Origin of the sequence: Pseudomonas guariconensis (assembly GCF_015680235.1) — a bacterium.
Classification (GTDB): domain Bacteria; phylum Pseudomonadota; class Gammaproteobacteria; order Pseudomonadales; family Pseudomonadaceae; genus Aquipseudomonas; species Aquipseudomonas guariconensis_A.
Genome location: NZ_JADLJL010000001.1, coordinates 281,583 through 299,441, shown reverse-complemented (window position 1 = coordinate 299,441; position 17,859 = coordinate 281,583). Strand labels below are relative to the sequence as shown.

The window sequence follows — 17,859 nt, the reverse complement described above, 5'->3', positions numbered from 1 at the left end:
TGCTTCATCGAGAAATGATGAGCACTAGAATGCGCAAGCCAGGGCGTGTAGGCAAGCTTTATCTGGATGGATATACAGTTTTTCGGGTGACGCAGACCTATAGGAGCGGCCTCGTGCCGCGAAAGGGCCGCAAAGCGGCCCCGGTGCGCCAAGGTAGCTGGGGCTGCGTGCTACCCGCTCGCGGCACGAGGCCGCTCCTACAGGGGTGTGGCGTCAGGCCAGTTCGCGCGAGTCGCGGACCATGTCCACGTGCGGGATGCCGGCCTCGAGGAATTCCTCGCTGACGACGCGGAATCCCAGGCGCTCGTAGAACGGTGTGGCATGTACCTGGGCGCTGAGCATCTGCTGCTTGAGGTCGCGGTTCTGCGCCTCGACGATCACCGCGCGCACCAGCATGTCGCCGACCTTCAGCCCACGCCAGTCCTTGAGCACCGAGATGCGGCCGATGGTGCCGTCGGGCAGCAGCCGGGCGGTGCCGATCGGGTAGTCGCCTTCCAGGGCCAGGAAGTGTAGGGCGTCCTGGTCCTCGGCGTCGAACTCCAGCTCCGGCGGAATGTGCTGCTCGGCAACGAACACCGCTTCGCGGATGCGGCGGATATCGGCGTTGTCTTTGTGCCAGTCGGCGAGGCGAACGCTGATCTTATTCATTGGCAAATCCCAGGCTTCCTTGTTTGACCAGTTGGCAAAGCAGTGTCAGGCCTTCTTCGTCTTCGAGCCACTGTACAAGGTTTTCGATGTGCAGGGCGTCGGCGGCGCACACCAGCTTCAACAGCTCGCGCAGGTGGCCCGAGAGCAGGCGGCTCTGGCCGCTGGCGAACAGCAGCAAGTTGTCGTCGACTTCCGACCAGGCCAGGCGCGCGCTGGGGTTGCGGATCAGGATGGCGCCCTGTTCCAGGCTGTCGATCAGGTCGTCTTCGCTCAGCTCCTCGCCCGACACCAGCTCCGGATAACGCGGCTCGGTCATGAACTGGCCGAACCAGGTCAGCAGCAGGCGCTCGTCACCCATGTGCTCGGCCAACAGTGCCTTGAGGCGGTCCAGGGCGTCATGCTGGATCTGGTGGGGGTCGCTGGCCGGCTGGGCGTCGGCGTCGCTGTAGCGCTCTTCCTCGGGCAGGAACTGGCTGAGGAAGTCGGTGAAGTGGGTCAGTACCTCGGCGGCGCTCGGGGCGCGGAAGCCTACCGAGTAGGTCAGGCAGTCGTCCTCGGCCACGCCATAGTGGGCCAGGCGTGGCGGCAGGTAGAGCATGTCGCCTGGCTCCAGGGTCCACTCGTCGCTCTGTTCGAAGTCGGCCAGGATACGTAGGTCGGCGTGCTCGATCAACGGGCTGTCGCTGTCGCACATCTGGCCGACCTTCCAGTTGCGCTTGCCGTGGCCCTGGAGCAGGAACACGTCGTAGTTGTCGAAATGCGGGCCGACGCTGCCGCCGGGCGCGGCGAAGCTGACCATCACGTCGTCGATGCGCCAGCTGGGCAGGAAGCGGAAGTGCTCCAGCAGTTCGGCCACTTCCGGCACGAACTGGTCCACGGCCTGGACCAGCAAGGTCCAGTCACGCGCCGGCAGGTCGGCGAAGCTGTCCTCGGCGAACGGGCCGCGGCGCAGTTCCCAGGGGCGCTCGCCGTGCTCGAGCACCAGGCGCGACTCGACTTCCTCTTCCAGGGCCAGGCCGGCCAGCTCGTCGGGGTCGAGGGGGCTTTCGAAGTCCGGGAAGGCCTGGCGCACCAGCAGGGGCTTCTTCTGCCAATAGTCACGCAGGAATTCACGGGCTGTCAGACCACCAAGCAGCTGCAGTGGAGTATCAGGATTCATGTTCAACCTATTGAAAAAACTTAGTTTTTATCCGGGAATAAAAACGCCCGGCCAAGCCGGGCGTTGAACGCGAGGGTCAGCTTAGATGCGCTTGGCCTGGGCTGCCGCGTTACCGATGTAGGTCGCCGGGGTGAGCAGCTTGAGCTCGGCCTTGGCTTCGGCCGGCATGTCCAGGCCGTCGATGAAGGTCAGCAGCGCTTCAGGGGTAATGCCCTTGCCACGGGTCAGCTCCTTGAGCTTCTCGTAGGGGTTCTCGATGTTGAAGCGGCGCATGACGGTCTGGATCGGCTCGGCGAGCACTTCCCAGCAGGCGTCCAGGTCGGCGGCGATGCGCTGGGTGTTGATTTCCAGCTTGCCGATACCCTTGAGGCTGGCTTCGTAGGCGATGACGCTGTGGGCGAAGCCCACGCCCAGGTTGCGCAGCACGGTGGAGTCGGTCAGGTCGCGCTGCCAGCGGGAAATCGGCAGCTTGCTGGCCAGGTGCTGGAACAGCGCGTTGGCGATACCCAGGTTGCCTTCGGAGTTCTCGAAGTCGATCGGGTTGACCTTGTGCGGCATGGTCGAGGAGCCGATTTCGCCGGCGACGGTCTTCTGCTTGAAGTAGCCCAGGGAGATGTAGCCCCACACGTCGCGGTCGAAGTCGATCAGGATGGTGTTGAAGCGGGCGATGGCGTCGAACAGCTCGGCAATGTAGTCATGCGGCTCGATCTGGGTGGTGTAGGGGTTGAACACCAGGCCCAGCTCGTCTTCGATGAAGGCGCGGGCGTTGGCTTCCCAGTCGACCTGCGAATAGGCCGACAGGTGGGCGTTGTAGTTGCCCACGGCGCCGTTGATCTTGCCCAGCAGCGGCACGGCGGCGACCTGGGCGATCTGGCGCTCCAGGCGGTACACCACGTTGGCCAGTTCCTTGCCCAGGGTGGTCGGCGAAGCCGGCTGACCGTGGGTGCGCGACAGCATCGGCACGTCGGCGTACTGGTGGGCCAGGGCGCGGATGGCGTCGGCGATCTGGCGCATCAGCGGCAGCAGCACTTCGTCACGGCCGGCGCGCAGCATCAGGGCGTGGGACAGGTTGTTGATGTCCTCGCTGGTGCAGGCGAAGTGGATGAACTCGCTGACCTTGGCCAGTTCCGGCAGGGTCGCGGCCTGCTCCTTGAGCAGGTACTCGATGGCCTTGACGTCATGGTTGGTGGTGCGCTCGATTTCCTTGACGCGCTCGGCATGCTCGAGCTTGAAATCGGTGGCCAGGCTGTCCAGCAGGGCGTTGGCTTCGGCGGAGAACGCCGGCACTTCGCCGATCTGCGGGTGGGCGGCCAGGCGTTGGAGCCAGCGCACCTCGACCAGGGCGCGGAAACGGATCAGGCCGAATTCGCTGAAGATGGGGCGCAGGGCCTGGGTTTTGCCGGCGTAGCGGCCGTCTACAGGGGAAACCGCAGTGAGCGAGGAGAGCTGCATGGGGTGTTCTCGGACAGTCAGGCTTTTGGAAGGGCGCATATCATACATGAAAAATGCGCCCGAGTCGGGTGGCTGACCAAAGGTCAGGCCATATATCAGGTGCGGCATTGTGTATTGCCTGTTCCGGCTCTATCGCCGGCAAGCCGGCTCCCACAGGATTTGCACTGTGCCCAAGGCCGATGCAGTACCTGTGGGAGCTGGCTTGCCGGCGATAGGGCCGGAACTGTCAAACCCCTGTCAGGAGGGGCTGCGCATCATGTCGTACAGTTGGTTGAGCAACTTGCGCCGGCTGAACACCAGCTGCCAGCGGTGCCCGCCCAGTTGGCGCCACAGGCGCGCGGCGCGGATGCCAGCCAGCAGCAGGGCGCGGATCTTCGAGGCGTTACCGGCCTGCTGCAGGAAGCGCATGTCGCCGTGCACCTGGATCCGCTGGCGCAGAGTGCTCAGGGTGTCCTGGTACAAGGCTCCACTGGAAGCGATGACATTATCGTGAACCAGGCCGAAGTGGTCGGCCTGGGCCTGGATCTGCGGCAGGCGCTTGCCGATGGTGTCGAGCATGTCGTCGCGCTTGGCCAGCTGGCGCTCCAGGCCCAGCATCGACAGGGCATAGCGCAGAGGCTCGCGTTGCAGGCTGCTGGGGTCGCGCTCCAGGGCACCGACCAGTGCACGGTAGCCGTCACGCAGGTTCAGGTCGTCGCCGCCGAACACCTCCAGGGTGTCCCTGGGGTCGCGGACCAGCAGGCTGCCGAGCATGCAGCCGATGTTGGCCTCGCTGGCCTGGCCGGTGCGGGCGATGCGGTCGACCAGCACCGCGGCCTGGAACACGCCGCCCAAGGCGATCAGTTGCTCCTGGATGTTGTTCATTGGCGCGGGCTCCAGGGCTCGGCAGCCTCGATGACGCCGCCGCCCAGGCACACCTCGCCATCGTAGAACACCACCGACTGGCCTGGCGTGACGGCGCGCTGCGGCTCGTCGAACACCGCGCGGTAGCCGCTCTCGGTGCGTTCCAGGGTGCATGCCTGGTCGCCCTGGCGGTAGCGCACCTTGGCGGTGAGCCGACGCGGGTTGACCAGGTCGATCGGGTTGACCCAGAAGATATCCGAGGCCAGCAGGGCGCGGGAGAACAACCAGGGGTGTTCATTGCCCTGGCCGACCACCAGCACGTTGCGGGTAAGGTCCTTGTGCAGCACGTACCACGGCTCGTCGCCGGCGTCCTTCAGGCCGCCGATGCCCAAGCCCTGGCGCTGGCCGATGGTGTGGTACATCAAGCCGTGGTGGCGGCCGATCACTTCGCCGTCAGTGGTCTCGATGTCGCCGGGCTGGGCGGGCAGGTACTGCTTGAGGAAGTCGCTGAAGCGGCGTTCGCCGATGAAGCAGATGCCGGTGGAGTCCTTTTTCTTGGCCGTGGCCAGGCCGTGTTTCTCGGCGATGGCGCGCACCTCGGGCTTTTCCAGTTCGCCCACCGGGAACAGGGTGCGGGCAATTTCCTTGCCGCCGACGGCATGCAGGAAGTAGCTCTGGTCCTTGTTCGGGTCCAGGCCCTTGAGCAGCTCGGTGAGCTCGCCGGTGTCGCGACGGCGCACGTAGTGGCCGGTGGCGATCAGGTCGGCGCCCAGGGACAGGGCGTAGTCGAGGAACGCCTTGAACTTGATCTCGCGGTTGCAGAGGATGTCCGGGTTCGGCGTACGGCCTGCCTTGTATTCTTCCAGGAAGTGTTCGAACACGTTGTCCCAGTATTCGGCGGCGAAGTTGGCGGTGTGCAGCTTGATGCCGATGCGGTCGCACACGGCCTGGGCGTCGGCCAGGTCTTCACGGGCGGTGCAGTATTCGGTGCCGTCGTCTTCTTCCCAGTTCTTCATGAACAGACCTTCCACCTGGTAGCCCTGCTCCATGAGCAGAAGGGCGGAGACGGAAGAGTCCACGCCGCCGGACATGCCGACGATGACGCGGGTCTTGGCGGGGTCTTTGAGTGCTGGGCTGGTCATGGCTACCGGTGTGTATCTGGGGGAAAAATTCCGATTCTATCAGGCCGGGGGCTTCGCGTCAGTCGCGTAGCAGTGTGAGGCTGTGCAGCGGGCCGGCGAGGTAGTCGTCCAGGCAGCGTGGCACCAGCTCGCTGCGCCAGCGTATAGGGTCGGCCAGCAGCGCTTCACGGGTCAGCCAGACAGCGCGCACGATGTCGCTGTCCAGGGCGCGGCCTTCGTGGTGGCGCACGGGGCGGGCGGCGAAGCAGATGCGCTGGTAGGTCACGCCGTTGCTGGGGGCGGTATAGAGGTAGATGCCGACCACGCCGGTGAGCTCGACCTCCCAGGCGGTTTCCTCCAGGGTTTCGCGCAGGGCGGCCTGGGGCAGGGTCTCGTTGGGCTCCAGGTGGCCGGCGGGTTGGTTGAACACGTGCTGGCCGGCCTTGAACTCTTCTACGAAGAGGAACTTGCCCTCGTGTTCGACGATGGTGGCGACGGTGATGTGGGGTTGCCAGGTCATTGATATGTCCCTTTGGATTGCTGGGGCCGCTTTGCGGCCCATCGCCGGCAAGTCAGCTCCCACAGGTACTGCGCAAACATAGAGCCTGATGCAGTACCTGTGCAGGCTTGTCGGCGATGGGCTGCATAGCAGCCCTTGTTCCCAGAAAGCACAAACCCCGGTGCGTGGCCGGGGTTTGTGCTGTTACTTCAAGCGAACCTTACAGGGCGGCGATGGCGCTGTTCAGGGTCTGGCTTGGGCGCATCACCTTGGCGGTCAGCTCGGCATCCGGGGCGTAGTAGCCACCGATGTCGGCCGGCTTGCCCTGGACGGCGGCCAGTTCGGCGACGATGGTCGCTTCGTTCTCGGCCAGGGTCTTGGCCAGAGGGGCGAAGCGTGCCTGCAGGGCAGCGTCGTCGTTCTGGGCGGCCAGTGCCTCGGCCCAGTACAGGGTCAAGTAGAAGTGGCTGCCGCGGTTGTCGATACCGCCGACCTTGCGCGAAGGCGACTTGTTGGTATCGAGGAACTTGCCGGTGGCCTGGTCCAGGGTGTTGGCCAGGACCTTGGCGCGCGGGTTGTCGTAGGTGTTGCCCAGGTGCTCCAGGGAGGCGGCCAGGGCCAGGAATTCACCCAGCGAGTCCCAACGCAGGAAGTTCTCTTCGACCAGCTGCTGCACGTGCTTAGGTGCCGAACCGCCGGCACCGGTTTCGAACAGGCCACCGCCGTTCATCAGCGGGACGATCGACAGCATCTTGGCGCTGGTGCCCAGCTCCATGATCGGGAACAGGTCGGTCAGGTAGTCGCGCAGTACGTTGCCGGTCACCGAGATGGTGTCCTTGCCTTCGCGGATACGGGCCAGGGAGAACTTGATGGCATCGACCGGAGCCAGGATGCGAATGTCCAGGCCGCTGGTGTCGTGGTCCTTCAGGTACTTCTGCACCTTCTCGATCATCACGCCGTCGTGGGCGCGGGCAGGGTCGAGCCAGAACACCGCCGGGGTGTTGCTCAGGCGGGCACGGTTGACGGCCAGCTTGACCCAGTCCTGGATCGGCGCGTCCTTGGTCTGGCACATGCGGAAGATGTCGCCGGCCTCGACGCTCTGTTCCAGCAGCACCTGGCCCTTGCCATCGACCACGCGTACGACGCCGTCGGCCTTGATCTGGAAGGTCTTGTCGTGGGAGCCGTACTCTTCGGCTTTCTGCGCCATCAGGCCGACGTTCGGCACGCTGCCCATGGTGGTCGGGTCGAAGGCACCGTTGGCCTTGCAGTCTTCGATCACGGCCTGGTAGATGCCGGCGTAGCAGCGATCAGGAATGATGGCCTTGGCATCTTGCAGTTCACCGGCGGTGTTCCACATCTTGCCCGAGTCGCGGATCATCGCAGGCATCGAGGCGTCGACGATGACGTCGCTTGGTACATGCAGGTTGGTGATGCCTTTGTCGGAGTTGACCATGGCCAGCGCCGGGCGAACGGCGTACAGGGCCTGGATGTCGGCTTCGATCTCGGCCTGCTTGTCGGCTGGCAGGTCCTTGATGCGGGCGTACAGGTCGCCGATGCCGTTGTTGGCATTGAAGCCCACTTCGGCCAGTGCAGCGGCGTGCTTGGCCAGCACGTCGTTGTAGAACTCTTCGACGATGACGCCGAACATGATCGGGTCGGAAACCTTCATCATGGTGGCTTTAAGGTGTACCGACAGCAGCACGCCGGAGGCCTTGGCATCGGCGATCTGCTCGGCGATGAAGGCTTTCAGGGCCTTGCGGCTCATGACGGCACAGTCGATGACTTCGGCGGCCTTGACGGCGGTCTTTTCCTTCAGGACGGTGGTGGAACCGTCCTTGGCGACCAGCTCGATGCGCAGGCTGTCATCGCCTTCGATCAGCGCAGCTTTCTCGCTGCCATAGAAGTCGCCCTGGGTCATGTGGGCAACGTGCGACTTGGAGTCGGCGGCCCAGGCGCCCATCTTGTGCGGGTGCTTGCGGGCGTAGTTCTTGACCGACAGCGGGGCGCGGCGGTCGGAGTTGCCTTCGCGCAGTACCGGGTTCACCGCAGAGCCCTTGATGCGGTCGTAGCGGGCGCGCGACTCTTTTTCTTCCGCGGTGGCCGGCTCGTCGGCGTAGTCCGGGATGTTGAAGCCCTTGGCTTGCAGTTCCTTGATCGCGGCCTTGAGCTGCGGTACCGAGGCGCTGATGTTCGGCAGCTTGATGATGTTGGCTTCAGGGGTGGTAGCCAGCTGGCCCAGTTCCGCCAGGTGATCGCCTACTTGCTTCTCTGCGCCCAGTTGCTCCGGGAAGGCGGCGAGGATACGGCCAGCCAGGGAGATGTCGCGGGTTTCGACGGCGATGTCAGCCGAAGCGGTGAAGGCTTCGATGATCGGCAGCAGCGAGTAGGTGGCGAGGGCGGGGGCTTCGTCGGTGAAGGTATAGATGATCTTGGAACGGGTGGGCATGCGGGTTAACTCTCTGTGTGCTGAGCGTGCTCGAGTCTCGTGGTGCGCAGGGTAGGCGCATCGCTCTGGCAGTGCCATGAGCGGAAAGTCGAGAGGCTGCGAGCGGTGATGGTGGATGCATCAGTCGAGCGTCAAGTGCTGGGCTGCGGTAACAGCACAGGCTTAGTGGCCAGGCTTGGTATCCATTCATGGCCAAGGGCGGTCCGCATTTTGCCTAGGGATCGCCCCGATGACCCTTCGGTCGCGGCGCAGTATACCAAACCATTCGGGCGATTCAGCAAGGCCAAGTGATATCGGCCCATTTATAAGACCAAAGACGTATCCGCAATGTGGTCGGTTGTCGCATCCCTTGCAGGTCGGCGGATGTGGTTTAGGCTCATTGGATCGCAGGATGTCCAATCACACCTGGAAAAAGCGGAGTAGTGCAGCATGGGATACCAGAAAATCAAGGTTCCGGCGGACGGTGCCAAGATCACCGTCAATGCAGACCATTCGCTCAACGTTCCCGACAACCCCATCATCCCGTACATCGAGGGCGACGGTATCGGTGTCGATGTTTCGCCGGTGATGATCAAGGTGGTGGATGCCGCCGTGCAGAAGGCCTACGGTGGCAAGCGCAAGATCGCCTGGATGGAAGTGTATGCCGGCGAGAAGGCCACCCAGGTATACGACCAGGACACCTGGCTGCCCCAGGAAACGCTCGATGCGGTGCGCGACTACGTCGTGTCGATCAAGGGCCCACTGACCACGCCAGTCGGTGGCGGCATCCGCTCGCTGAACGTGGCCTTGCGCCAGCAGCTGGACCTGTACGTCTGCCTGCGCCCGGTGCTGTGGTTCCAGGGCGTGCCGAGCCCGGTCAAGAAGCCGGGCGATGTCGACATGGTGATCTTCCGCGAGAACTCCGAGGACATCTATGCCGGCATCGAATGGAAGGCCGGTTCCCCGGAGGCGAACAAGGTGATCAAGTTCCTCAAGGAGGAAATGGGTGTCACCAAGATCCGTTTCGACCAGGACTGCGGCATCGGCGTCAAGCCAGTCTCCCGGGAAGGCACCAAGCGCCTGGTTCGCAAGGCCCTGCAGTATGTGGTGGACAACGACCGCGAGTCGCTGACCCTGGTGCACAAGGGCAACATCATGAAGTTCACCGAAGGGGCCTTCAAGGACTGGGGCTACGAGGTGGCCCGGGACGAGTTCGGCGCCGAGCTGCTCGACGGCGGCCCATGGATGAAGTTCAAGAACCCCAAGAGCGGCCGTGAGGTGATCGTCAAGGACGCGATTGCCGACGCCATGCTCCAGCAGATCCTGCTGCGCCCAGCCGAATACGATGTGATCGCGACCCTCAACCTCAACGGCGACTACCTCTCCGATGCCCTGGCGGCCGAGGTCGGCGGCATCGGCATCGCCCCGGGTGCCAACCTCTCCGACACCGTGGCCATGTTCGAGGCTACCCATGGCACCGCGCCCAAGTATGCCGGGCAGGACAAGGTCAACCCGGGTTCGGTGATCCTCTCGGCAGAGATGATGCTGCGCCACATGGGCTGGACCGAGGCGGCCGACCTGATCATCAAGGGGACCAATGGCGCGATCGCCGCCAAGACCGTCACGTATGACTTCGAGCGCTTGATGGAAGGGGCCACGCTGGTCAGCAGCTCCGGCTTCGGCGACGAAATGATCAAGCACATGTGAGGCCAATGAAAACCGGCCAGCCCTTGCGGGGCTGGCCGGCTGCCGATGTGCCTGCAGAAGGTGGGGCGGGTCAGGCCTGTACGGTGTCGCCTGCCGGCTGGGCCTCGACCTTGGCCTGGGTGGCGCCAGTGTTGGCGATGTTCACGGCGTGCAGCCCTTTGGGACCCTGGACGATGTCGAAGGTCACGGACTGGCCAGCTTTGAGCGTCTTGTAGCCGTCCATCTGGATATGCGAATAGTGGGCGAACAGGTCTTCGCTTTTACCCTCCTCGTTGACGAAACCATAGCCCTTGGCATTGTTGAACCACTTGACTTTACCGCTCGCCATCCTCATGTCCCTCTGCAAAGGACTCCATCACTGGAGTATCATCCGGTCATCCGCATACGAACCATGCGAAAAAATCTGGTTGACTGCGCGGATCTTTATCGACCACGGTGGGTTCTTATTGGTTGTAACACCGTTTTGCCGATAGTCAAGGTCAGACGGCGCCCGCGCCGGAAGCGGCCTGCGCGGTCAACCCACTACCTTAACCTGTCGATATGATGAAATTCTTTCCATGCAACCACTCAGCCAGATTCGACTAACATTCAATCAGGATCGCCCGCAATCGAACGAGGACGACGGCTCCGGTCTGGCGGTACAGGAAGCCAAGCCGATCCTGCAGGCGCCACCGATGTACAAGGTGGTTTTGTTCAACGATGACTACACGCCAATGGATTTCGTCGTCGAAGTGCTCGAGACGTTCTTCAATCTGAACCGCGAGCTGGCGACCAAGATCATGCTGACCGTCCATACCGAAGGGCGGGCAGTGTGCGGATTGTTTACCCGTGACATCGCCGAGACAAAGGCCATGCAGGTCAACCAATACGCCAGGGAAAGCCAGCATCCGCTACTCTGTGAAATCGAGAAGGACGGTTAATCGCCGACCACTTGGGTATGAGGTGAAGCTATGTTAAACCGCGAGCTCGAAGTCACCCTCAATCTGGCCTTCAAGGAGGCTCGTTCGAAGCGTCATGAGTTCATGACCGTCGAACACCTGCTGCTTGCACTCCTTGACAACGAGGCCGCCGCGACCGTTCTTCGCGCCTGTGGTGCCAATCTCGACAAGCTCAAGCACGACCTGCAAGAGTTCATCGATTCCACCACACCGCTGATTCCCGTTCATGACGAGGACCGCGAAACCCAGCCGACCCTGGGCTTCCAGCGCGTCCTGCAGCGTGCCGTGTTCCATGTGCAGAGCTCCGGCAAGCGCGAAGTCACCGGCGCCAACGTGCTGGTGGCGATCTTCAGTGAACAGGAAAGCCAGGCCGTGTTCCTGCTCAAGCAGCAGAGCGTGGCGCGCATCGACGTGGTCAACTACATCGCCCATGGCATCTCCAAGGTGCCGGGCCACGGTTCGCACAGCGAAAGCGACCAGGACATGCAGGACGAGGAAGGTGGCGAAGCCGCGTCCTCGAGCAACCCCCTGGACGCCTATGCCAGCAACCTGAACGAACTGGCCCGCCTGGGCCGCATCGACCCACTGGTGGGTCGCGAACAGGAAGTCGAGCGGGTCGCCCAGATCCTCGCCCGCCGGCGCAAGAACAACCCGCTGCTGGTCGGTGAGGCTGGCGTGGGCAAGACCGCCATCGCCGAAGGCCTGGCCAAGCGTATCGTCGACGGCCAGGTGCCTGACCTGCTGGCCCAGAGCGTCGTCTACTCCCTCGACCTCGGCGCCTTGCTGGCCGGTACCAAGTACCGCGGCGACTTCGAGAAGCGCTTCAAGGCGCTGCTCGGCGAGCTGCGCAAGCGTCCGCAGGCGATCCTGTTCATCGACGAGATCCACACCATCATCGGTGCCGGTGCGGCATCGGGCGGGGTGATGGATGCGTCCAACCTGCTCAAGCCGCTGCTGTCCTCCGGGGATATTCGCTGCATCGGTTCGACCACGTTCCAGGAGTTTCGCGGTATCTTCGAGAAGGATCGGGCCCTGGCGCGGCGTTTCCAGAAGGTCGACGTCACCGAGCCGTCGGTGGAAGACACCGTGGGCATCCTGCGTGGCCTGAAGGGCCGCTTCGAGACCCACCACAACATCGAGTACAGCGACGAGGCCCTGCGCGCCGCCGCCGAACTGGCTGCGCGCTACATCAATGACCGGCACATGCCGGACAAGGCCATCGACGTGATCGACGAGGCCGGCGCCTACCAGCGCCTGCAGCCGGAGGCCAACAGGGTCAAGCGCATCGACGTGTCGCAGGTCGAGGACATCGTCGCCAAGATCGCGCGGATCCCGCCCAAGCATGTCACCAGTTCCGACAAGGAGCTGCTGCGTAACCTCGAGCGTGATCTCAAGCTCACCGTGTTCGGCCAGGATGCCGCCATCGACTCGCTGGCGACCGCGATCAAGCTCTCCCGTGCCGGGCTCAAGGCGCCGGACAAGCCGGTCGGTTCGTTCCTGTTCGCCGGCCCCACCGGCGTGGGCAAGACCGAGGCCGCACGCCAGTTGGCCAAGGCCCTGGGCGTCGAGCTGGTGCGCTTCGACATGTCCGAGTACATGGAGCGGCATACCGTGTCGCGCCTGATCGGTGCACCGCCAGGCTATGTCGGGTTCGACCAGGGTGGCCTGTTGACCGAGGCGATCACCAAGCAACCGCACTGCGTGCTGCTGCTCGACGAAATCGAGAAGGCCCACCCGGAAGTCTTCAACCTGCTGCTGCAGGTGATGGACCACGGGACCTTGACCGACAACAACGGGCGCAAGGCGGACTTCCGCAACGTGATTCTGATCATGACCACCAACGCCGGCGCCGAAACCGCCGCGCGGGCCTCGATCGGCTTCACCCAGCAGGACCACACTTCCGATGCCATGGAAGTGATCCGCAAGAGCTTCACGCCCGAGTTCCGCAACCGTCTGGACACCATCATCCAGTTCGGCCGCCTGAGTCACGAAACCATCAAGAGCATCGTCGACAAGTTCCTCATCGAACTGCAGGCGCAGCTCGAGGACAAGCGTGTGCTGCTGGAAGTCAGCGATGACGCCCGCGGGTGGCTGGCCGCCTCCGGCTACGACGTGCAGATGGGTGCACGGCCCATGGCGCGGCTCATCCAGGACAAGATCAAGCGGCCGTTGGCCGAGGAGATCCTGTTCGGCGAGCTGTCCGAGCATGGCGGGGTGGTGCACGTTGACCTGCGTGATGGCGAGCTGGTGTTCGACTTCGAGACCACGGCCGAGGTTGCGTGACAGCAGGGCCGCGTTGCGGCCATCGCGAGCTTTGCTCGCTCCTACGGGATGCATAACCCCGTAGGAGCAAGCGCAGCTCGCGATGGCTGCAAAGCAGCCCTCTATATCTGACAGGCATGAAAAAGCCCGGCACATGGCCGGGCTTTTTCATGGCTGGAGCTTAGCGCGCACGGTAGGTGATGCGGCCCTTGCTCAGGTCGTACGGCGTCAGTTCGACGCGGACCTTGTCGCCAGTGAGAATGCGGATGTAGTTCTTGCGCATCTTCCCAGAGATGTGCGCGGTTACGACGTGCCCGTTTTCCAACTCCACGCGGAACATGGTGTTGGGCAGGGTGTCGACGACAGTACCTTCCATTTCGAAGCTGTCTTCTTTCGACATGCAGTAAAGCCCTCGGTATCCAGTGATGGCCCGACGCACAACTGCACCGGGCAAAAAAAGTGGCGTGGATTATGCCCGAAAACTGTGTTTCAAGCCAATGCTTTCAATTGAGGGTAACCCACCGCTGGTTGATCAGCAGTTCGATAGGCCGGTACTGGGTCTTGTAGTTCATTTTCTTGCAGTTCTTGATCCAGTAACCCAGGTAGACCGCTTCCAGGTCCTGGCGCAGGGCTTCGGTGATCTGCCAGAGGATGGCGTAGCGCCCCAGGCTGCGGCGTTCTTCTTCCGGTTCGTAGAAGGTGTAGACCGCCGACAGGCCGTTGGGCAGCAGGTCGCACACGGCCACGGCCATCAGCCGGCCTTCGAGGCGGAATTCATAGAACCAGCAGAACGGCAGGTCGCGTACCAGGAAGGTGGAAAACTGGTCACGGCTCGGCGGGTACATGTCGCCATCGGCGTGGCGTTGCTCGATGTAGCGCCGGTAGAGGTCGAAATATTCTTCGCGAAAGGCCGGGCGGGCAGCGGTGACGGTCAGGTCGGCGTTGCGCTTGAGGATGCGCCGTTGCTGGCGGTTGGGAATGAAGCGCGCCGCCGGGATGCGGGCAGGCACGCAAGCATTGCAATGCTGGCAATGGGGGCGGTACAGGTGGTCGCCACTGCGGCGGAAACCCATTTCCGAAAGGTCGGCATACACATGCACGTCCATCGGTTGGCTGGGGTCCAGGAACAGCGTAGTCGCCTGCTCGTCCGGCAGGTAACTGCAGGCGTGGGGCTGAGTGGCATAGAACTTCAACCGCGCCAGCTCTGTCATGATCGACCCCTCGGCAAGACTTTGATTTAAGTGTAAGCCAGCTGGCAGAACTCGCCTAGCGAGCCCAGGTGGCCGTGTTGGGCTGGTCGAGGTGGCGCGCCAGGTGCTCGGCGAAGCTGGCCCGGCTGATGGCGCGGGCGCCAAGGCTGTGCAGGTGGTTGGTCGGCATCTGGCAGTCGATCAGTACGAAGCCGGCGGCCTTCAGGTGCTCGACCAAGGCGACGAAGCCCACTTTGGAGGCATTGTCGGCGCGGCTGAACATCGATTCGCCGAAGAACAGCCGACCCATGGCCAGGCCATACAGGCCGCCGACCAGTTCACCGTTCTGGCGCACCTCCACCGAGTGGGCGATGCCGCGCCGGTGCAGCTCGCAATAGGCCGCTTGCATGCTGTCGGTGATCCAGGTGCCGTCGGCGTAGTCGCGCGGGGCGGCGCAGGCAGCGATGACCGCAGCGAAGTCGGTATCGAAACTGACCTGGTAATGGCCCTGGCGGATGAACTTGGCCAGCGAGCGGGATACATGCAATTCGTCGGGGAACAACACGGTGCGAGGGTCGGGTGACCACCAGAGGATCGGCTGGCCGTCCTGGTACCAGGGGAAGCAGCCATGGCGATAGGCCTGCACCAGGCGCTCCGGGGTCAGGTCGCCGCCCGCGGCGAGCAGGCCGTTGGGGTCGTGCAGGGCCTTGTCCAGGGGCGGGAAGGTCAGGGAATCGCGGGTCAGCCAGGTGAGCATGGTCTTTCGGTGGTGGGGGAGGGGAGAGGGCAGCATGGCGTGCAGGGTCGAGGAGGTCAATCTCTGGCCTTGTGCCGGCCTGGCGTCGTAGGAGCCGGATTGCCGGCGATGGCGGTGGGCCAGACCGCTGTGCGGGGCGATTTCATGCACATGCATGCCGCCACCGGCACCATCCGGCGTATTTGCTGTCACACCTGTGCAAAAACACAGCATAAGCCTTTGTCACGAAAGTAAATGCGTGCTCAAATTGCACCCATAGGGAATCCGCCCCGTTCATGCCCGTGGCGCGCTGCCATGGCGACTGGCGGGCAGTAATGTTAAAAGTAGTGGTTCATTGACCGGACACACTACTGGACGCGCAGCAAGCGCAGGAATAGACGCGTTTTGAAGAAATCCACCGCAACCCCGACCCCCTTGCCCGTGCCCCTGTGGCGCCAGCAGCTGCATTACCGCCTCAAGGAAGGCGCGTTGATCGCTGTCGGTGCCCTGTGCCTGTACCTGTGGATGGCACTGCTGACCTACGACACGGCAGACCCGGGCTTCAGCCACACCAGCAACGTCGACCAGGTGCAGAACGCCGCCGGCCGTGCCGGTGCCTATTTCGCCGATATCCTGTTCATGGTGTTGGGCTACTTCGCCTACATCTTCCCGTTGCTGCTGGCGATCAAGACCTGGCAGATCTTCCGTGAGCGCCATCAGCCCTGGGAGTGGAGCGGCTGGCTGTTCTCCTGGCGGCTCATCGGCCTGGTGTTCCTGGTGCTGTCGGGCGCGGCCCTGGCGCATATCCATTTCCACCCGCCGGCGAGCATGCCGTTCTCCGCGGGCGGCGCCCTGGGCGAGAGCCTGGGCGAGCTGGCGCGCAACCTGCTGAACGTGCAGGGCAGCACCTTGATGTTCATCGCCCTGTTCCTGTTCGGCCTGACGGTGTTCACCGACCTGTCGTGGTTCAAGGTGATGGACATCACCGGCAAGATCACCCTCGATCTGTTCGAGCTGGTGCAGGGCGCGGCCAACCGCTGGTGGGAGGCCCGCAACGAGCGCAAGCGCCTGGTGGCGCAGTTGCGCGAGGTGGACGAGCAGGTCGACGAAGTGGTGGCGCCGGTGGTGCCGGACAAACGCGAACAGGCCAAGGCCCGCGAGCGCATCATCGAACGCGACGAGGCCCTGACCAAGCATGTGGCCCAGCGCGAACAGCAGCCGGCCCCGGTGATCATGCCGGCCCCGGTCAAGGCGCCGGAGCCGAGCAAGCGGGTGATGAAGGAAAAACAGGCGCCGTTGTTCGTCGACAGCGCCGTCGAGGGCACCCTGCCATCGATCTCCATCCTCGACCCGGCCGAGCAGAAGAAGATCGAATACTCGCCAGAGTCCCTGGCCGGTGTCGGCCACCTGCTGGAAATCAAACTCAAGGAATTCGGCGTCGAAGTATCGGTGGACTCGATCCACCCGGGCCCGGTGATCACCCGCTACGAGATCCAGCCGGCTGCCGGCGTCAAGGTCAGCCGTATCGCCAACCTGGCCAAGGACCTGGCGCGTTCGCTGGCCGTGACCAGCGTGCGCGTGGTCGAGGTCATCCCCGGCAAGACCACCGTGGGTATCGAGATCCCCAACGAGAACCGGCAGATGGTGCGCTTCTCCGAGGTGCTCTCTACGCCGCAGTACGACGAGCAGAAGTCGCCGGTCACCCTGGCCCTGGGCCACGACATCGGCGGCAAGCCGGTGATCACCGATCTGGCCAAGATGCCGCACTTGCTGGTGGCTGGTACCACCGGCTCCGGTAAGTCGGTGGGCGTGAACGCGATGATCCTGTCGATCCTGTTCAAGTCCAGCCCGGAAGACGCGCGGCTGATCATGATCGACCCGAAGATGCTCGAACTGTCGATCTACGAGGGCATCCCGCACCTGCTGTGCCCGGTGGTCACCGACATGAAGGACGCTGCCAACGCCCTGCGCTGGAGCGTGGCCGAGATGGAGCGGCGCTACAAGCTGATGGCGGCCATGGGTGTACGTAACCTGGCCGGCTTCAACCGCAAGATCAAGGACGCCCAGGAGGCCGGTGAGATCATCCACGACCCGCTGTATCGCCGCGAGAGCATGGACGACGAGCCGCCGGCACTGAAGACGCTGCCGACCATCGTGGTGATCGTCGACGAATTCGCCGACATGATGATGATCGTCGGCAAGAAGGTGGAAGAGCTGATCGCCCGTATCGCCCAGAAGGCCCGCGCCGCCGGTATCCACCTGATCCTCGCCACCCAGCGCCCCTCGGTGGACGTGATCACCGGCCTGATCAAGGCCAACATCCCGACGCGTATGGCGTTCCAGGTGTCGAGCAAGATTGACTCGCGGACCATCATCGATCAGGGCGGTGCCGAACAGTTGCTTGGCCACGGGGACATGCTCTACATGCCGCCGGGCACCAGCCTGCCGATCCGCGTGCATGGCGCATTCGTCTCCGACGACGAGGTCCATCGCGTGGTCGAGGCATGGAAGATGCGCGGTGCGCCGGACTACAACGACGACATCCTCAACGGCGTCGAGGAGGCCGGCAGCGGCTTCGAAGGCGGCGGCGGTGGTGGTGGCGACGGCGACGACCCGGAAGCCGACGCCCTGTACGACGAAGCGGTGCAGTTCGTGCTGGAAAGCCGCCGGGCGTCGATTTCCGCGGTGCAGCGCAAGCTCAAGATCGGCTACAACCGTGCCGCGCGAATGATCGAGGCGATGGAGATGGCCGGCGTGGTCACCCCCATGAACAGCAACGGCTCGCGGGAAGTGATTGCCCCGGGTGGCCCGCGCGATTGATGATCACCTTGCCGGGTGCCAATGGCGGTGCCCGGCCTACCCACTGTTCGACGAGGATT

15 protein-coding genes are annotated in these 17,859 nt (G+C 63.6%); 4 read left to right on the top strand and 11 right to left on the bottom strand.

What is annotated here, in order from left to right; all coding sequences use genetic code 11:
• Window positions 1-213 precede the first annotated feature (213 nt).
• From IRZ56_RS01400 to IRZ56_RS01370, 7 genes are all read right to left on the bottom strand, one after another.
• On the bottom strand, window positions 214-648 hold the full coding sequence (locus IRZ56_RS01400) for a GNAT family N-acetyltransferase (protein WP_196143259.1): 435 nt from the start codon (window positions 646-648) through the stop codon (window positions 214-216).
• Entirely contained in the window at window positions 641-1,807 is a 1,167-nt protein-coding gene (locus tag IRZ56_RS01395; protein ID WP_196143258.1) for a cupin domain-containing protein, read from the bottom strand. Before IRZ56_RS01395 ends, IRZ56_RS01400 begins: the two co-directional genes overlap by 8 nt.
• An 81-nt stretch (window positions 1,808-1,888) precedes the next feature.
• Window positions 1,889-3,259 (bottom strand): adenylosuccinate lyase, encoded by a 1,371-nt coding sequence (purB, locus tag IRZ56_RS01390; RefSeq protein ID WP_196143257.1) that lies wholly within the window; start codon window positions 3,257-3,259, stop codon window positions 1,889-1,891.
• Between the two features lie 237 nt (window positions 3,260-3,496).
• Window positions 3,497-4,123, bottom strand: a complete 627-nt coding sequence (gene hflD, locus IRZ56_RS01385; RefSeq protein WP_196143256.1) for a high frequency lysogenization protein HflD — start codon at window positions 4,121-4,123, stop codon at window positions 3,497-3,499.
• Entirely contained in the window at window positions 4,120-5,244 is a 1,125-nt protein-coding gene (mnmA, locus tag IRZ56_RS01380) for a tRNA 2-thiouridine(34) synthase MnmA (RefSeq protein ID WP_196143255.1), read from the bottom strand. Before mnmA ends, hflD begins: the two co-directional genes overlap by 4 nt.
• Before the next feature lie 58 nt (window positions 5,245-5,302).
• Window positions 5,303-5,743, bottom strand: coding sequence for an NUDIX hydrolase (locus IRZ56_RS01375; protein WP_196143254.1), 441 nt, complete (start codon window positions 5,741-5,743; stop codon window positions 5,303-5,305).
• 199 nt (window positions 5,744-5,942) lie between these two features.
• Window positions 5,943-8,168, bottom strand: a complete 2,226-nt coding sequence (locus tag IRZ56_RS01370; RefSeq protein WP_196143253.1) for an NADP-dependent isocitrate dehydrogenase — start codon at window positions 8,166-8,168, stop codon at window positions 5,943-5,945.
• A gap of 429 nt (window positions 8,169-8,597) precedes the next feature.
• On the opposite strand from IRZ56_RS01370, the gene icd reads away from it, so the two are divergent.
• Complete coding sequence (gene icd / locus IRZ56_RS01365) at window positions 8,598-9,854, top strand: NADP-dependent isocitrate dehydrogenase (RefSeq protein ID WP_196143252.1); 1,257 nt, start codon at window positions 8,598-8,600, stop codon at window positions 9,852-9,854.
• 70 nt (window positions 9,855-9,924) lie between these two features.
• On the opposite strand, the gene cspD is transcribed toward icd, so the two are convergent.
• Window positions 9,925-10,182: a cold shock domain-containing protein CspD gene (cspD, locus tag IRZ56_RS01360; RefSeq protein ID WP_196143251.1), complete on the bottom strand. Its 258-nt coding sequence runs from the start codon at window positions 10,180-10,182 to the stop codon at window positions 9,925-9,927.
• A 229-nt stretch (window positions 10,183-10,411) separates the two neighbouring features.
• On the opposite strand from cspD, the gene clpS reads away from it, so the two are divergent.
• Both clpS and clpA read left to right on the top strand, forming a co-directional pair.
• On the top strand, window positions 10,412-10,774 hold the full coding sequence (gene clpS, locus IRZ56_RS01355) for an ATP-dependent Clp protease adapter ClpS (protein WP_043212233.1): 363 nt from the start codon (window positions 10,412-10,414) through the stop codon (window positions 10,772-10,774).
• Window positions 10,775-10,804: 30 nt separating this feature from the next.
• Complete coding sequence (clpA, locus tag IRZ56_RS01350) at window positions 10,805-13,075, top strand: ATP-dependent Clp protease ATP-binding subunit ClpA (RefSeq protein WP_196143250.1); 2,271 nt, start codon at window positions 10,805-10,807, stop codon at window positions 13,073-13,075.
• A 160-nt stretch (window positions 13,076-13,235) separates the two neighbouring features.
• On the opposite strand, the gene infA is transcribed toward clpA, so the two are convergent.
• The 3 genes from infA to aat form a co-directional block, all read right to left on the bottom strand.
• Entirely contained in the window at window positions 13,236-13,454 is a 219-nt protein-coding gene (gene infA / locus IRZ56_RS01345) for a translation initiation factor IF-1 (RefSeq protein WP_002553999.1), read from the bottom strand.
• Between the two features lie 103 nt (window positions 13,455-13,557).
• Window positions 13,558-14,265: an arginyltransferase gene (locus IRZ56_RS01340; RefSeq protein WP_084855706.1), complete on the bottom strand. Its 708-nt coding sequence runs from the start codon at window positions 14,263-14,265 to the stop codon at window positions 13,558-13,560.
• 55 nt (window positions 14,266-14,320) lie between these two features.
• Window positions 14,321-15,001, bottom strand: coding sequence for a leucyl/phenylalanyl-tRNA--protein transferase (gene aat / locus IRZ56_RS01335; protein ID WP_196143370.1), 681 nt, complete (start codon window positions 14,999-15,001; stop codon window positions 14,321-14,323).
• Between the two features lie 384 nt (window positions 15,002-15,385).
• Between aat and ftsK the strand changes: the two genes are divergently transcribed.
• The gene (ftsK, locus tag IRZ56_RS01330; RefSeq protein ID WP_196143249.1) at window positions 15,386-17,800 is read left to right on the top strand and encodes a DNA translocase FtsK; all 2,415 of its coding nucleotides are present in this window, start codon (window positions 15,386-15,388) and stop codon (window positions 17,798-17,800) included.
• Window positions 17,801-17,859 lie beyond the last annotated feature (59 nt).

What these genes read in the sequence shown, in the direction of transcription:
- IRZ56_RS01400 (WP_196143259.1), bottom strand. Translation starts at nt 648, where the DNA reads ATGAATAAGATCAGCGTTCGCCTCGCCGACTGGCACAAAGACAACGCC.
- IRZ56_RS01395 (WP_196143258.1), bottom strand. Translation starts at nt 1,807, where the DNA reads ATGAATCCTGATACTCCACTGCAGCTGCTTGGTGGTCTGACAGCCCGT.
- purB (WP_196143257.1), bottom strand. Translation starts at nt 3,259, where the DNA reads ATGCAGCTCTCCTCGCTCACTGCGGTTTCCCCTGTAGACGGCCGCTAC.
- hflD (WP_196143256.1), bottom strand. Translation starts at nt 4,123, where the DNA reads ATGAACAACATCCAGGAGCAACTGATCGCCTTGGGCGGCGTGTTCCAG.
- mnmA (WP_196143255.1), bottom strand. Translation starts at nt 5,244, where the DNA reads ATGACCAGCCCAGCACTCAAAGACCCCGCCAAGACCCGCGTCATCGTC.
- IRZ56_RS01375 (WP_196143254.1), bottom strand. Translation starts at nt 5,743, where the DNA reads ATGACCTGGCAACCCCACATCACCGTCGCCACCATCGTCGAACACGAG.
- IRZ56_RS01370 (WP_196143253.1), bottom strand. Translation starts at nt 8,168, where the DNA reads ATGCCCACCCGTTCCAAGATCATCTATACCTTCACCGACGAAGCCCCC.
- icd (WP_196143252.1), top strand. Translation starts at nt 8,598, where the DNA reads ATGGGATACCAGAAAATCAAGGTTCCGGCGGACGGTGCCAAGATCACC.
- cspD (WP_196143251.1), bottom strand. Translation starts at nt 10,182, where the DNA reads ATGGCGAGCGGTAAAGTCAAGTGGTTCAACAATGCCAAGGGCTATGGT.
- clpS (WP_043212233.1), top strand. Translation starts at nt 10,412, where the DNA reads ATGCAACCACTCAGCCAGATTCGACTAACATTCAATCAGGATCGCCCG.
- clpA (WP_196143250.1), top strand. Translation starts at nt 10,805, where the DNA reads ATGTTAAACCGCGAGCTCGAAGTCACCCTCAATCTGGCCTTCAAGGAG.
- infA (WP_002553999.1), bottom strand. Translation starts at nt 13,454, where the DNA reads ATGTCGAAAGAAGACAGCTTCGAAATGGAAGGTACTGTCGTCGACACC.
- IRZ56_RS01340 (WP_084855706.1), bottom strand. Translation starts at nt 14,265, where the DNA reads ATGACAGAGCTGGCGCGGTTGAAGTTCTATGCCACTCAGCCCCACGCC.
- aat (WP_196143370.1), bottom strand. Translation starts at nt 15,001, where the DNA reads ATGCTCACCTGGCTGACCCGCGATTCCCTGACCTTCCCGCCCCTGGAC.